The sequence below is a fragment of the Bradyrhizobium sp. genome, assembly GCF_049519115.1.
Lineage (GTDB): Bacteria > Pseudomonadota > Alphaproteobacteria > Rhizobiales > Xanthobacteraceae > Bradyrhizobium.
Genome location: NZ_JBEKRB010000094.1, coordinates 1 through 13,824, shown reverse-complemented (window position 1 = coordinate 13,824; position 13,824 = coordinate 1). Strand labels below are relative to the sequence as shown.

Sequence of the window (13,824 nt, the reverse complement as noted above, 5' to 3'; positions counted from 1 at the left end):
GAGGACACCGAAGGGAAAGCCCAGGATCAGGATTGCGTAGAGCAGCCAGTCCGGCATAGCAGCCCACTCATTTGCGATGATTCGCCTCGAAGTCGAGCCCTATTTGCCAAACCGGTAAGGCCACACGACGACCTTCCGCCGCTTTCAAAAATAAGAACCCTCCTTCCGACAGCTAATTCCCCGCGCCACCGCCATGTTCCAAAACGTGGGAATCGCGTCTAATCACGTGGCGCTAGCTGAGGTGAGGGCCCATCGCTCCGCTGGCGGCCTCTTTGTTCAGACAAGGGCAATCAGGAATCGTCGCGACCAGCAGGGCGATGGCCACGCCACTACAAAAGCGAGCAAAACACCGTCACGCGTCATCGGGCCGCACCACAAAATGACCGCCGCTATCTAGAAGGCCGCGGCTTCATCCTCCATGCAGAGATCGGAGTCCAAAACACCGAGGCGAATCGAGGCGACGCTCGGCGCCATCCTTGTGTGTCGGCGACGCGCTTTAAAGACTTCTGGCGGTAAGCGCCCGCTGCGTGAAGTTAAGAGATAGGGCAATTGCCAGATGGTTGCCGCCTGATCGGTACGCTCTACCATTCACGGTGCAGGGGCGATTAGTCCCCAGTAGGCCCCTGTCGAATTAGACCCGCTCGAATCCACCGATGCAGGCGGGGCTTTTTTGCAGACTAGCGCGTCGCTAGCCATTCGGCCTGCAATAAAACTGGAAGCCGATGAGGGGGTTCAAATATCACAAGCCGAACGACAATTCTGATCTGCTGCACGCGCCATCTTGGTGTCGGTGTGCCAGTGCGCGATGAGCACGACAGTTTAAGTCTTAGCGGCATCGATTTGGAGACTTCGAAAAACTATAAAGTGCGACATGCAAAAATTTACGCCAAATCCGGCGATGATCGAGGCGAGCTTGGCAATCGGGATGTTGGTGTAGGGCGCTACCAGGACCAACACACTCGTTGTCACTGTCACGCCAGCAATTCCCGAAGCGACAAATCGCAGATAGCGCCCAATGCTGAGTGCACCACCTGTCTCTCGGCCGAACGTGATTTTGGTGTTCATGACATAGGAGCCGGTGACGGCGACTAGCCAAGAGATGATATTGGAGACAATTAGAAGGCCGAGAAATCGAAAAGCGATAGTGAAAATGCTGACGTCGACGGCAACGTTTATAAGACCTATCGACGCAAAGCTGAACAGTTTGGCCAACAACGTGCGTTGATACCAAGCGTTTGCGATTTTGCGCAAAATCAGATTCATAAAAGCAGCTATCTGTGTCGTTGCGAAGAATGCCAATTGTGCAGCGCAATAACTGCATTGCAGCAGCTCCCGTTCCCGCCGTCAAGTAGGCGTCCGTGATTACGTGTTCCTGCGATTGCAGCATTTTACGCAGCAGCGTCGCTACGGCGCGGCTCCCGCCATGCCTCCACGTTTGCTACTGCGGCCAGCAGACCAGCAAATCGTCGAACTCACTCGGTATCCAGACTGATCGACCGGATCTGCAATGCTGATGCTGACGCCGGGAATATTTTTGAACTCATTTGCTTTGGCGATGGCATTCGCCGCGGAATGCCGGATGTAGGTGACGTTCATGTGTGCCCCAACGACGCTTTGAAAACTATCGCCTTCGGATGCTATCCAGCCTCTCCGATTCTAGGAGAATGAATTGGCCAGAGCCAAAAAGAAAACCGCCCGTAAGCCCTCACCGGAGCGGACGTCAAGTTGCTCAGACAGCATTCAAAAGCGAAAACACGGTCGCGAAGCTGATGAACGTTCCAAAGAATCCCTTTAGGCAGAGGGCTCTCAAGCTCGCTATCGGCTTGGGTCATCAGCGCTAAGGGAGCCCTCCAGGGAGCTATCGATGAACGTTGATCACTTTTCGCCTTGCGAGACGCTGCCGGTCGTATCCGTTGTGCGTCCGCCTTCTCGCGGTGGACCAGAATAATCTATCGTCAATCCATCAACCTGGCACTGGAGCGTGCTTATCCCGGTGTTAATGCTAAAACCGCTTCCTCGCCGACCCTCTCGCGTAATGAACTCATAGGACAAGGTAGCATTTTTCTTGTCAGTGCCGACTGGCATGGCCCCCAGGTCAATGCTCAGCTTCGTTACGTGACTTGCGCCGCCCGTTCCGCAAGTGAACGAGCACGCCCCGACACTGGGGCAGGAATACTTCCATTGGTAGGTAATTTCCGTTCCGCCAGGATAGGTCGGACCTGATGGGGTCTGGCCATTTTTGCTTTGAGCCCACAATGGGTTGATAAGCACGGCAGCAAATAGTGTTCCAAAAATGAGCGTACGCCACATGACGACCTCCGAACTAATACTATTTAGAGATGGTATTGAACTCCTGCGCAACAAGACCAAAGGATTGAAGGTGTTCGCTCGAACCTTCCCGGATTAAATGACGTGGCAACTACCACGAACTGCGTCCCCATATTGCAATTACGACACTGAAAAACACGAACGGTACTGTGCGAGTCCGGTCACTGGAAGTTTGCTGAAAGCGCGCAGGCAGACGCAATCAGGACACCGCAGTTCTTGTGCAGGCAACTGCTTGCCGAACTCGTATCGATGCACGTTCGAGATAGTCTGCCTGCCTGGCGCTAGTTATGGCGGCCTGATGGGAGACAGCAACTTTTTTCCAGGCGACCTCGCTCATTAAATTTTTAAAACGCTTCCGATGAGTCTGCGAGTTACTGATCAAGCGGTTTGACGACTTGTGTCGTCGAGATGGTCACCATCAGACTGTTTGCAGCTGCGGGTGCTGAACTCGAGACCGGAAGACCTGCAATGGGATCCAGCAAAGCACCACCGCTCGATGCGGTCCGATACAAATAGCGGTAGGTGAACGTGGCGTTCCAATCTCGCGCCAATTGGTAAGCGTAGGAAAGAGTGCCTGACAGAAAATCGTTCGTGATCCCAGATGAGGTCTGCCGCGAGATATCAGCGGCGGCGGTAATGCTCGACCGCGAGTCGATCGTCTGCGTGACACCAGCATGCAGCGTGCTTCGTTTCGTCAGTGCACCGGTGATGGCAGGCGCGAGCGTTTGACTGGCTAAAAGATTGAGCGTGGTTCCCTTCGTCAGCTTGTAAATCGCGTGGGCGTCCCCGATAAATCCCGCGGTCGAACCTGAGGTAAATGGCGGTAACTGTCCTGTACTCGTCACGATCGGCGAGGCACCGATTTGCGCATTGGAATAGACCACGCCGGCGTTGCCGCCATAGCTGAAAACTGGAGAAAATTTCGTTTCAAATCCGGCTGTGTTCCGAAGCAGCAACAGATCCGCGCTCGGAACCGAGTCAAATGCGAGCCATTCCAGTTGTGAATTTACCGATATGGTTGTGAGCGGATCGACCTTGTGGCGCCAGGTCGCCGTCGCGTTTGAATCCGTAAATTCTGTTCCGCCGCTTGATGGTTGATACGTCGTCAGCGCAGAGCTTGCCGAAAACGAGATCGTATCCAGCGCCGATAGGCTGCGTTGGAGGCCGCCGCTCAGCATGGTTCGCTCGAGGTCGCCGCGCACGTTTGTCAGAAGGCCCAAATCGCCCAGCACCGCCACCACAGTGCTCGAATTGCGAAAGCTGCCATCAAGAAAATATTGATTGTCGGGGTTCTTGTCCCAGGTGACATAATGGGCATGGACGGCCTCCGTATCGGACTCGGTTTGGGCAATCCCCTCCGTTCCCGATCCCCAATAGTTCTTGTACCCGACATTGCCATCGAAGGTGAGCCGCGACGTCGGCGTCAGCACAACGCCATTCGCGGTTATCGTTGTGTAGGATCCGAGCGACCACCCGGGCGATGGATTGCGCATCCACTGATTGTCGTTCGTCTCAAAGGTCTGGGTTTCGGTCGTGCTGAGCGACCAGTCATAGGCGAGCGCAGGCGCGGGCAAAAGGCCCAGGCAAGCCACGACTGCTCGGCTAACGTGTCTCACGCCCCAGCCCCGCACCCTCAAATCGCTATTCCAGCAAGCCACGCTCCGGAACGATGATCACATCGCCGGCATGAAGTTGGATATTTGCATCAAGATTTTGACCCGCTTCATAGGCCTTATAGTCGAAATTGAAAATCGTTTCCTCGCCACCTTGACCGCGATGGACCTGTATCCGCTTCTTTGCCGCAAACGGTCCAAGCCCACCGGCAATTGAGATCGCCTGCACAACCGTAAATGCTTGTCGGATCGGGTAGGGGCCAGGCCTCTGGACCTCGCCGGTGATGAAGATCTTCGGCTTCAGATCGTCCTCAGGGATGTCCTTTGCCGCAAGCGCAACGGTGATGTCGAGGCCGTCGGTGTAGTTATGCCTCAGCCGAGCTTTCAAGATCTTCTCGAGCTGTTGAGGCGTCAGTCCGCTCGCCAAGATGTGGCCCGCCAAGGGAAAGCCAATCTGCCCGTTCGGATCGACAATGACTGAACGGTCAAGCTTTGGATCCTGGAGGACCGAGATGTTGAGCGTATCGCCCGGCTTCAGGGTGATGACGGAAGGCGTTTCACTTTGCGCCAGGGCCACCGACACTCCAGCGATAAACAATACCAACGCAATCAGATGGCGCATTTTCTATGCTCCAGGGACGGCCCCCGTGCAGCCTCGCATCAGGCGGATTCGAGGCCGACTATGGACACCTCGCTTGACCGCCGCAAGGCTACGAACGACACATTGACCGGATCCGGAGATGGAGGATAAATGAAAAAATGATAATTTACAAATACTTAGCGATTTTGGACGGCTTCTGAAGCGGCAAAATGCTGTACTGTTGCTTATCTGCAATAACATCGGCGACCAGATCCGCCGTAATTGTTTGGTGCCCATTGGCGAAACCATAAACCAGTGCGGTATCGCAAAGGATATTGATCATCCGCGGAACGCCTCCGCTCGCCTCAGCGATTCTCGCCGCTGCATCGAGCGTAAACATGACCCTGGTAGCGCCTGCGGCCTTGAGGCGGAACAGGATGTAATTTGCCACTTCGCTTTCATTCAGCGGTTGCAAATGGAAATCCGACGAAATGCGCTGCGCCAACTGATGCAGCTGCGGGGACAGAAGGAGGTCTCTTAGCTCGGGTTGGCCCACGATGATGAGCTGTAGGATTTGATGTTTGTCGACGTTGATATTGGACAGCATTCGCAGGTGTTCCAACGAATCCGATCCAAGGTTTTGGGCCTCATCGATAATCAGGATCGTTCGGCGCCGGCTCGCGTGCTGACGGTAAAGGAAATCCTGTAAGCGTTTGAAAAGGGTAGGGTAGTCGCCCTCAAAGGGCTGACTAAAGGACATCAAGATCCACTGCAACAGCTCATGGCGGCCCTGCGGCGAGTTCGAAATCAAGCCCATCGTCACATTGGAGCTCAGTTTCTTCAGCAGATAGCGAAGAAGCGTGGTCTTGCCCGACCCTATCGCCCCGGTGATGACGGTAAAACCTGCGTTGTTGGTGACGCCGAACTCCAGCATGGTGAAGGCCATGCGGTGCATGCTTCCCCAGTAGATCAGCTCGGGGTCGGGCAAAATCGTAAAGGGCTTCTCACGAAGCCCGTAGAACGCCTCATACATCGATGGCCCCTGATCTAACGCTCGACCCCGTTGGCCTAAAGGATGCCATGCCCCAATAAATCACCGCAATCACTTAAAATATTTCGCGACCAAAGCCGTTCAGTTGTCCATACAAAAATGGTACAGCAATTGCACGTGAATTCCTCACCTCCGACCAGGACTTAGGCGCGCATGCTACAGAAGGTTAACCTGGACGAGGACGTGCAGGAAGAGGGCCGGGGAAACCTGCTGCGCCCCGCCTATTATTGGGAACTCCTCAAGCGCCGCAAATATTATTTCGCCATCCCCTTTGTTGCTGTCGCTCTGATTGGCTCGGCCTTGGCATTTATTTGGCCCCCGACTTACTCGTCTGAAGGCAAGATCCTCGTCCAGTCCCAGCTCATTCCGACCGAGTTGGTGCACCCAACCGTGACCAGCGCGGCGCAAGAGCGTATCCAGGTCATCGAGCAAAAGTTGATGACGCGCGACAACATGATCGCCATCATCGACAAGTTCCAGTTGTTCCCTGAAAAACGAAACTTGATGTCGGTGACGCAGCTTGTCGAGCTGATGAAGAAAAAAACCACGATCGCCGCCATCAACAACCAACTGTCCTTTGCGCGGCGAAGTGACAATCCCACCATCGTGTTTACGGTTGGCTTCGAAGATTCTGATCCTGCCGTCGCAGCGCGCGTGGCAAACGAGCTCGTGACCCGAATCCTCCACGAAGACATTAAAGATCGCACCAACCGCGCCAGCGATACCACCAAGTTCCTGGGCCGCGAAGTCGAGAGGCTTCAAGCTGCCATCGATGCCAAAATCGCGCAGGCCAAAGGGGGCCAGCTCGCACCGAGCTCGACTGGCACAACCGATCCGCTCACGCAATTGAGGGCCGACTATCTGCAGAAGAGCGCAATCTATTCGGAAAAACATCCGATTATGAAGGCTTTGAAGCGTCAGATCGACGCTGCAGAAAAGATGGCCCGACCTGCCTCTTCGAGCAGTGACGACCTCGCTTCTCTGCAGGCCCAGCAAGACGCTATTCAAAAAAGTCTCGAAGCGGCGACGGCAAAATACTCAGCTGCCCAGCTTGGCGAAGCGCTTGAAAAGAATCAACAATCCGAGAAGCTCGAGGTGCTTGAGCAGCCCGCGGTCCCGCAGGAGCCGATCAAGCCCAATCGCCCGAAACTCCTGGCGATGAGCTTTCTACTTGCATTTGCGGCCGGAGGAGGTTTGACCGTTCTTTTGGAGTTTTTCGACACGACGATCAGGCGAACCGCGGACATTTACGGGATCGTTGATAGCGCCCTGGTGGTCCAGGTCCCCTATATCGTCACCGAGATCGAAAAGCGTCGAATCCAGCGTCGCAAGAAGCTTTTGATAGTCGCCGCGGTGCTCGCAGTTCTCGTGGCGTTGGTTGTCGCATATTTTATGGTGACGCAGCTCGACTTGATCATTGCCAAAGCACGCGTCGGACTGTTTCGCTGAGTTTGTCTCTGGGAGAGCCCAATTGGATCCTATTCGCCAAGCACTCGAACGATCGCGAGCTAAACAGTCGACCTCACAGGGCAATTCGTCCGATCCGTTTGCTCCGTTTCAGTCGTCGATCGTGCACGAGGATACGGACTTCCGAGAAGTCAAGCTGAGCCCCGCGCATCTCGAGTCGACCAGAATTCTCGCCTACAACCCGTTCCACGAGAGCGGTCGGACCTTCGACATGCTGCGAACCCAAGTGCTGCAGGTCATGGATGATAATGGCTGGCAAATTTTGGCGGTGACTTCTCCGACGTCCGGCTGTGGAAAATCAGTGACTGCTTGCAATTTGGCGATGAGTATTGCGCGCCTGGCCGAGCGCTCAGTTCTGTTGGTCGACCTCGATCTTCACAAACCGAAAGTCGCTGAATATCTCGGTATCAGCGCCCAATCCGGCATATTGAGCGTGCTGGAAGGGCGCACCAGTGTCTTGAACGCGATCGTTCGAGCATCGGTTGCCCAATATCAGGCGCTGGTTCTACCAGGGCAGGTCTGTAAAGCTGGTGCGGCGGAGTGGATGGCGTCGCAGGCGATGGCGACAACGTTGCAGACCCTTAAGCGGGAGTTCCGGTCCCACGTCATCATCCTGGATATGCCGCCTGTTCTAGTCGGCGACGACGTCATATCGATCCTGCGTCAGATTGATTCGATTTTGTTGATTACCGGCATCGGGACCTCCACGGTTCCCGACATCAAGGAATGTTATAAACATCTCAAATCGACCCCAATCGTTCGCGTCGTGGTCAATAAGGTTTCCGAGAAAACGGAAAGCCATTACTACGGCTATGGCTACAAATGATGGACTGGGGTTTGCACGCAGCCAAATTCGGATTGATGCGAATGACCAACGCCAGATGGTTAGCCCTTGAGTTTGTGTATCGGGTTGCGACGCGCCGATACCGCTATTGCGTCGGGGTCATCTCCTTGGCAAGCAAATCCGCCTAGTGCTCGAAGTCACAGCTTTTTAGTAGCGACTTCCTGCTCTGGCCGTTGATGCCGGTTGGCTGGCTCGCCGGGTACGCAGCGCGGCGGATGGAACGAGAGAAGGGATTTGCTTCGACGAGCGGGTTATACCTTTGCCTTGTGCTCCTTCAGGATTATTCCAAATAACCCTTTCTCATTGAAACGTCTCAGATCAGGCCGCAGCGGTTCAGCCTCGCAAATGAAGGAGACTTGATCGGGAATGGTCTGACCGAACAACCGAAAGGCCCAATTAGCATCGATGTCGTCAACGACAACTGCGCTTTTCGGTCCTAATGTTGGCCAGGCTCGATCCAACTCAAATCGAACGTTGCGCTCACTGTGGAGGCTATCGTGAATAAACAGGTCAACATGGCCGAGGTCGCGAAGCAGTCGGGCAAGATGACGCCGACTAGAACCCTTGATGTACGTCCATCGATCTGAGTGGCCACCGCCTACAGCAATTCCGACCTGCTGACGCCAGTACCTTTCGAGCGGCGGAAGATCAATGCTCCAAAGGTGACCGTCTCCGTTCCTCTTCAATGCCTCAAGAATGAAGCGCGAGGTGACGCCGTGAGCTACGCCCGTCTCGATAACTCTATTTGGTCTCAAGTGAAGCACTAGACACCAGATGGCTCGGACAAATGCGGCGTCGCCATCGTTCCACCACTGAAAACTTTCGGGACCAGCTCGTATTCCCTTTGCTTCCAGCTCACTCATTACCTGTTGCCACAGCCCCAAAAATTCTGGAGCATCATCACAAGGCCACCGAACATCGAGGGCTTCATGAAGTCGCTGCTCCCAGTTCAAGTCTGGCTCATAGGGGCATTGAGGTTTGCGCTCTGTGAGCCGCTCCGCATAGGACTCGCGAATGCCAGTCCAGATTTCAACCGGATCGGCAGCCAAGTCGGCAATCCCGGTTAACGGATGCCTCAGCAAATAGCGCATTGGGATTCCGAGCATCGCTTCCTCCCATGAAACGAGGGCGCCAAACGCATTATATTTTTTATTATATTTTCATTCCTGATGAGTGTTGATGAAATGGGGGTGAAATGACCGATAAATCTCTTGTCTTGCTATCTGGGCGTCACGGCTCGTTCACGCGCGTATGCGTTAATCAATTTGCCCGGTCTATTTGTACGCACCCACGCCCCGCTCCAACTTCCCCGGAGCGGGGCAGCGCGTCCCCGCATTTGTCGAGTGTTTCTTTTCGCTCTCGAATTTCCAATCTGCCGACCGCATTCAGGCGGGCGCTGTTTGCCGGATGGGAGAGCTGGCTAGGGACTTGCTATCTCCACACTATAGTCGTCGTTTCAATTCTTCAATTCTCGCTTTCGCCGTCGCGCTGACGGCGCTTGCGTTCATTGTTTCGACATGAGGCGAGGGCGCTCACCGCTGACATGGAGCAGGGCTGTTGGCCGGGGTAGTGGCGTCTCAGAGCTTGGTAGCTTTACCCTGAGCACAAAGGGGCCGCCCAATAATCAAGACGAGGTCAAGGCGAGCGACAATGCCGCTGGTTACGAACATCACTGCCAACGTCCGCGCACGCTAGCTCGATGATTCCTTTAGCTCAATTTAGGACGCCCGCGGGCATTTGTGAGTCACCAGGCAATCTACGCTTAGACCACCCTTGCAGCCTCCAAATCGTCGTGTGTGACCCCTCATAGGTCCCAGCGACGCGGCACGAGTAGCAGGCAGAGCCAACCTTGCGCAATATTACAATTTGGCGCCGCTAGAGACTCGTCTCAGCGGCGGTTGGTCGGCACCGCCTTTGAGCGCCTGGACAGACTCGAAAGCAAGATGATGACACTTCCCGCAAGTTCGGGAATTCTATTCCAGCGAAATCCAAACGTGGTCCTCAGCAAAAGCGCATCAATCTGATGTAGCGAAACGGCGCGGACAAATATGTAACCTACAATCATCGCTGCGCATGCCAACGCAATCGCGCACTCGAGTGATGTGCACCGCGCGGAAAACAAAAGCCCAAGACAGAATACGACAGTTGTGGCGGCGCCAATCTCGGTGAGAGCGATTTGTATGCCCCTACGGTGCCAATACCAACCTTCGTCGAACGCGATTGATCGCCCGAAATTGGTAATGGCGGGCTCCAGTTGAAGCATGTCTGAGACGCCAATGACCGCGAGCAGAACCGCAATCGCAGTCCAGACGCGAGTCTCAAGCAATCCGATCTTCAGACGAATTGCCGTTGCTCGGCAGCTCTGAGCGCCCCAAACGTACAAAGCCGCTGTAACCCACGCCCCAAGGCTTGGCATCAGGCTCGTTACTCCCTGAGGTCTCTTGCCTATCTTGGGACCTATGGACGTTCAAGCCTTTCGCACCGGGAAAGTGGGTAAACGGCGAAATACTCGTGGCGAGCAAACTGTTCTCCGCTTTACCGCATGCTGCTGATCGCGCTGATCAGGAACTTGCTGCAGTGACGTCCGCTGTCGACCGGTTGAGGCGGCAGCCGCAAACCCGACTCCAGTCGCACATCCCGCCACTCGGTTTGGTGCGATTGTGGCTTCATCCGGTCAAACGAACGCGAGCTATCCGGGTAATCAAGTTTTCCCACGGGATCAAGTCTGGGATACGCTTCGCCAAGCAGGCGTAGGGGATTGGCAAGTGCGACGGCGGAATTTTATCGCGACAATCGATGGTATGACAGCGGCGCGGGTGCAGTGGAGCAGGCGTTTCCGTTGGGCCGGCGTGAGATTGCCCTATAGCGGAAATGTTCCCTACACGAGGACTCAGCTATCCTGGCTCGTCCCAAGGGGCTGTCTATTTCTGCTCTCGCTCTTGTCTCTTGGCTGCGTTGCCTGTGCGCAAGTGTCCCCTGGACATGTGCTCGACGAGGCGGCTGCTCCCGGCACCAACTACGAAAAGGCCGAATTCAGGTTATGGTACCCGGACAAGGCCAAGTTTGTCCGCGCGGTCGTTGTTCTTGTGCCCGGTGCGAATGCGGACGGACGTCCCGATGTCGACGACAGATTCTGGCGAGCCTTCGCCAGCCGAAATGAGATCGCGTTGATCGGTTGTCACTTTACAGACAAACCGCACGAGGAGTCGTTTATTGAGAATTATGCAAACGCCTCACAAGGTAGCGGACAGGCCCTGATCGACGCGCTGATAGCTTTTTCAACTCGCTCTGGTCATCCGGAGTTGGGGAGTGCACCACTTCTATTGTGGGGAATGTCAGCGGGTGGCGAATTCAACTACGAGTTCACGGCTTGGAAACCTGAACGCGTCGTTGCATTCGTCGTCAACAAGGGCGGCATTTATTTCTCGGCTCTTTTGCCTGCGGCTGCGCGACGTGTCCCAGGGCTTTTATTTACCGGTGAGGAAGACCTGGGATCGCGCAAGAGCATCATCGCTGGCCTATTCGCACTAAATCGCAGAGCAGGCGCTCTGTGGGCTTTGGTCGAGGAGCCGAAGGTCGGACATGCGATCGGTCGGTCACAGGAAATGGCCGCAATTTTTTTCGACGCGGTGCTGTCTTTGCGTGTCGGCTCGGGCGGCCACGCGGCATCTTTTGCACCACTGGCGCAGCTTGAGGAGCGCTCTGGAGTGGTTGCCGAACTTATTCAGGATGGCCTCCCACCACCATCCGACAATCCCGCTGCGACTCGTCTAACAGCTTGGTTCCCCACGGAGCGCGTCGCGCGTGCGTGGCAGGCTCTTCGTCGAGGCGAACCTTTTGAGCGCTAGTGGCAGAGTCAGCTTCAGCTCGAACGGCGATATACGCGCGGCGAGCAATTGTTTTTTCCGCTTTAGCCGCAAAACCGGCTGCGGATGCTCGCGATGATCGTCCGCTCGGACCTCAGTCTACGAACGAGATCTCCAAGCTTTAGCAGCTCCGTCGGCGTTGGCCTGAGATCATTACTCAAACACCGTGTGCGGCTGCGAACCCAATTGCTAAGCAATCGATGGCAGTGCAGCCATCGGCCGAGCATTGCATCTCTCGTGCTGCCGGCAGCTATCCTTCAGCCACCATTCCCATCAAAGCTACCATTCCCACCAAGGCCGAAGCATTTGCCAGAGTGGGTCCTTCTAGACCCATACCCATGGGACGCAAAAGTTCGCCGTGCGTCTTATAAGAGTTTTCGGTGACCATGCGTTGCTATAAACGGAGTTATCCCAGCCCCGAACGGCATCGATTATGGGGGTGTGCTTGAAACGACGACGAACACCTCTCTTCGGCCAGCCATCCACTAGCCTACGGAACGACATTTCCTCGTCCGTGTGTTCGCCAGGAACTACGTCGTTCCTGAGGTGCTTGTAAGCGCCCTTGATGAGACGCTCGTAGCCGCTGGGAGTAAACGACATCATATACAGGTCACAGAGCCTATAAGGATAGTTGCGCAAGTGCACGTAGACATCGACATTCGGCCGTGTTCGTACGAGCTGGTCGATATTCGTTACGATATAGCGACCCGTACATTTCCAAATGACATCTGCCTGCCGGAGCAGATTGGAGTGCTCCATGGCATAGTCCACGAGCTTGTAGTCGCCGTAGCCGCGCCCATAAGAAACGGGGTGATCGAGCCCATCAAATGATATAAATTCAACCCTGCCAAAGTCGTTCATCGGCGTCTTGAGTCCTGCCAAGTCGGATTTGGAGTTCTCACAGAATACGATGCCGCTAAACGTCGCTCCAAGAAGATCACGATAGAACTCCAACGCACGCTTGTAATCCCTCAAGCGCTGAGCTGGACATGTGCGGGCCAAGACGGGAACGCCCTGCGGCGGTGTGATCGTAGCTGTGAGCAGCAACACGGGAAGCTTTGTCATTTTGAGATTCTATCAAGCATAGAGCTTTTTTGCCTATTTTTGAGTGCCTAATACGACCCAGCCTTCTCGACACCCGAAGTAATGGCCGCTGAGGTGCAAGCTGAAGTGATGCCACTCTAAGCAGTTGCATGGCGACGTGCATCGAGGTCTTTTCTGGCCGCAGGGCAGTAGAGCTGCCCAATTCGACGGTTTATCAATCAGCGCGCGCAAATTGTCCCCCTCATCGAGCCCTAATTCCCTGCGCGCCCATTGACACGCGCAACATCTCACCGGGGGGTCGTATGTATGCTTGAGGATGGCGAGCCTCGCGATCAGTCGCGCAAAGGTCGCCGGCCGGGCTTGTCCCCACAGACCGTGCCTAACGTCTGCTGTAGAGATGACCAATGATCGTCCGCACCAGCTTCCCAACGAGGGCTCATACCGATGATCGCGTCCAGCGCGAGCGAAGATCGGTCTGTCCAATCTCGTCGTTTTGCCGGTCCCCCCTATCCCTTCCCATGCGAGGACGGAATCACGACTCCAGCGAGATTGCAAGCTTTCGCTGACTTCAACTCACAAAAGCTTGCAAGATGCTGGCGGGCCCATAAAATCGATCCCGCTCAAGCGCTTGGCGTTTCTTCGTGGTCGACTGTGAAAGCTTTAAAACCCGCCGCTGGACAACGATTAACGCCCTGACCGGTCGCCATTTCGCACCAATTCCTTAATCTTCGCGGGACAGTGGACATCGCCGGAGGAGACGGGCTAATTTGAGAAGTTCGCGCGAACTTTGTTCGGTTCATTTTCGCCACGAGCAGGGACGACCCTAGTGAAATCGGCCACGACTTAATATTAGCCGTCTACGAACAAGGCTGCCGCGCCGTTGTCAGGATCGACAAGGGCAATGCGTGCAAGATTTGCGCGAATGTCAAAGAATGTATTTTTTGCTTGTTCGGATTCCGCACAGATCTCTGCCTGCAGCGCCGGGCTGCGCGCTGCTCGCAATATTTGAACCCCAGCGCTTGCGCCTCTAG

12 protein-coding genes are annotated in these 13,824 nt (G+C 55.1%); 3 read left to right on the top strand and 9 right to left on the bottom strand.

The features are described 5' to 3' along the window. Positions 1-819: 819 nt before the first annotated feature. From ABSE61_RS33880 to ABSE61_RS33855, 6 genes are all read right to left on the bottom strand, one after another. On the bottom strand, positions 820-1,263 hold the full coding sequence (locus tag ABSE61_RS33880; protein WP_423875538.1) for a GtrA family protein: 444 nt from the start codon (positions 1,261-1,263) through the stop codon (positions 820-822). A 141-nt stretch (positions 1,264-1,404) separates the two neighbouring features. Further along, complete coding sequence (locus ABSE61_RS33875; protein ID WP_423875537.1) at positions 1,405-1,596, bottom strand: hypothetical protein; 192 nt, start codon at positions 1,594-1,596, stop codon at positions 1,405-1,407. 279 nt (positions 1,597-1,875) lie between these two features. Beyond that, positions 1,876-2,310, bottom strand: coding sequence for a hypothetical protein (locus ABSE61_RS33870; RefSeq protein WP_423875536.1), 435 nt, complete (start codon positions 2,308-2,310; stop codon positions 1,876-1,878). Between the two features lie 389 nt (positions 2,311-2,699). Then, on the bottom strand, positions 2,700-3,758 hold the full coding sequence (locus tag ABSE61_RS33865) for a hypothetical protein (protein WP_423875535.1): 1,059 nt from the start codon (positions 3,756-3,758) through the stop codon (positions 2,700-2,702). 211 nt (positions 3,759-3,969) lie between these two features. Beyond that, entirely contained in the window at positions 3,970-4,563 is a 594-nt protein-coding gene (locus ABSE61_RS33860; RefSeq protein ID WP_423875534.1) for a polysaccharide biosynthesis/export family protein, read from the bottom strand. A 145-nt stretch (positions 4,564-4,708) separates the two neighbouring features. Next, positions 4,709-5,554 carry an ExeA family protein gene (locus ABSE61_RS33855; protein WP_423875533.1) on the bottom strand — a complete coding sequence of 282 codons (846 nt, stop codon included), beginning with the start codon at positions 5,552-5,554 and terminating at the stop codon, positions 4,709-4,711. Between the two features lie 171 nt (positions 5,555-5,725). On the opposite strand from ABSE61_RS33855, the gene ABSE61_RS33850 reads away from it, so the two are divergent. Beyond that, complete coding sequence (locus tag ABSE61_RS33850) at positions 5,726-7,021, top strand: GumC family protein (protein WP_423875532.1); 1,296 nt, start codon at positions 5,726-5,728, stop codon at positions 7,019-7,021. Between the two features lie 22 nt (positions 7,022-7,043). Continuing rightward, complete coding sequence (locus ABSE61_RS33845; RefSeq protein ID WP_423875531.1) at positions 7,044-7,865, top strand: CpsD/CapB family tyrosine-protein kinase; 822 nt, start codon at positions 7,044-7,046, stop codon at positions 7,863-7,865. Positions 7,866-8,134: 269 nt separating this feature from the next. Here the strand turns inward: ABSE61_RS33845 and ABSE61_RS33840 are convergent, their stop codons facing one another. Then, positions 8,135-8,974: a class I SAM-dependent methyltransferase gene (locus ABSE61_RS33840; RefSeq protein WP_423875530.1), complete on the bottom strand. Its 840-nt coding sequence runs from the start codon at positions 8,972-8,974 to the stop codon at positions 8,135-8,137. Positions 8,975-10,867: 1,893 nt separating this feature from the next. Between ABSE61_RS33840 and ABSE61_RS33835 the strand changes: the two genes are divergently transcribed. Next, the gene (locus ABSE61_RS33835; protein ID WP_423875529.1) at positions 10,868-11,731 is read left to right on the top strand and encodes a hypothetical protein; all 864 of its coding nucleotides are present in this window, start codon (positions 10,868-10,870) and stop codon (positions 11,729-11,731) included. 342 nt (positions 11,732-12,073) lie between these two features. Here ABSE61_RS33835 and ABSE61_RS33830 read toward each other — a convergent pair whose 3' ends face one another. Continuing rightward, positions 12,074-12,814 carry a hypothetical protein gene (locus tag ABSE61_RS33830; RefSeq protein ID WP_423875528.1) on the bottom strand — a complete coding sequence of 247 codons (741 nt, stop codon included), beginning with the start codon at positions 12,812-12,814 and terminating at the stop codon, positions 12,074-12,076. 828 nt (positions 12,815-13,642) lie between these two features. Beyond that, positions 13,643-13,824 (bottom strand): hypothetical protein (locus ABSE61_RS33825; protein WP_423875527.1); only part of this gene is annotated, 182 nt, incomplete at its 5' end.

Bases quoted from the DNA above. Each gene is read 5' to 3' on its own strand.
- ABSE61_RS33850 (WP_423875532.1), top strand. From the start codon at position 5,726: ATGCTACAGAAGGTTAACCTGGACGAGGACGTGCAGGAAGAGGGCCGG.
- ABSE61_RS33870 (WP_423875536.1), bottom strand. From the start codon at position 2,310: ATGTGGCGTACGCTCATTTTTGGAACACTATTTGCTGCCGTGCTTATC.
- ABSE61_RS33855 (WP_423875533.1), bottom strand. From the start codon at position 5,554: ATGTATGAGGCGTTCTACGGGCTTCGTGAGAAGCCCTTTACGATTTTG.
- ABSE61_RS33830 (WP_423875528.1), bottom strand. From the start codon at position 12,814: ATGACAAAGCTTCCCGTGTTGCTGCTCACAGCTACGATCACACCGCCG.
- ABSE61_RS33880 (WP_423875538.1), bottom strand. From the start codon at position 1,263: ATGAATCTGATTTTGCGCAAAATCGCAAACGCTTGGTATCAACGCACG.
- ABSE61_RS33875 (WP_423875537.1), bottom strand. From the start codon at position 1,596: ATGAACGTCACCTACATCCGGCATTCCGCGGCGAATGCCATCGCCAAA.
- ABSE61_RS33840 (WP_423875530.1), bottom strand. From the start codon at position 8,974: ATGCGCTATTTGCTGAGGCATCCGTTAACCGGGATTGCCGACTTGGCT.
- ABSE61_RS33860 (WP_423875534.1), bottom strand. From the start codon at position 4,563: ATGCGCCATCTGATTGCGTTGGTATTGTTTATCGCTGGAGTGTCGGTG.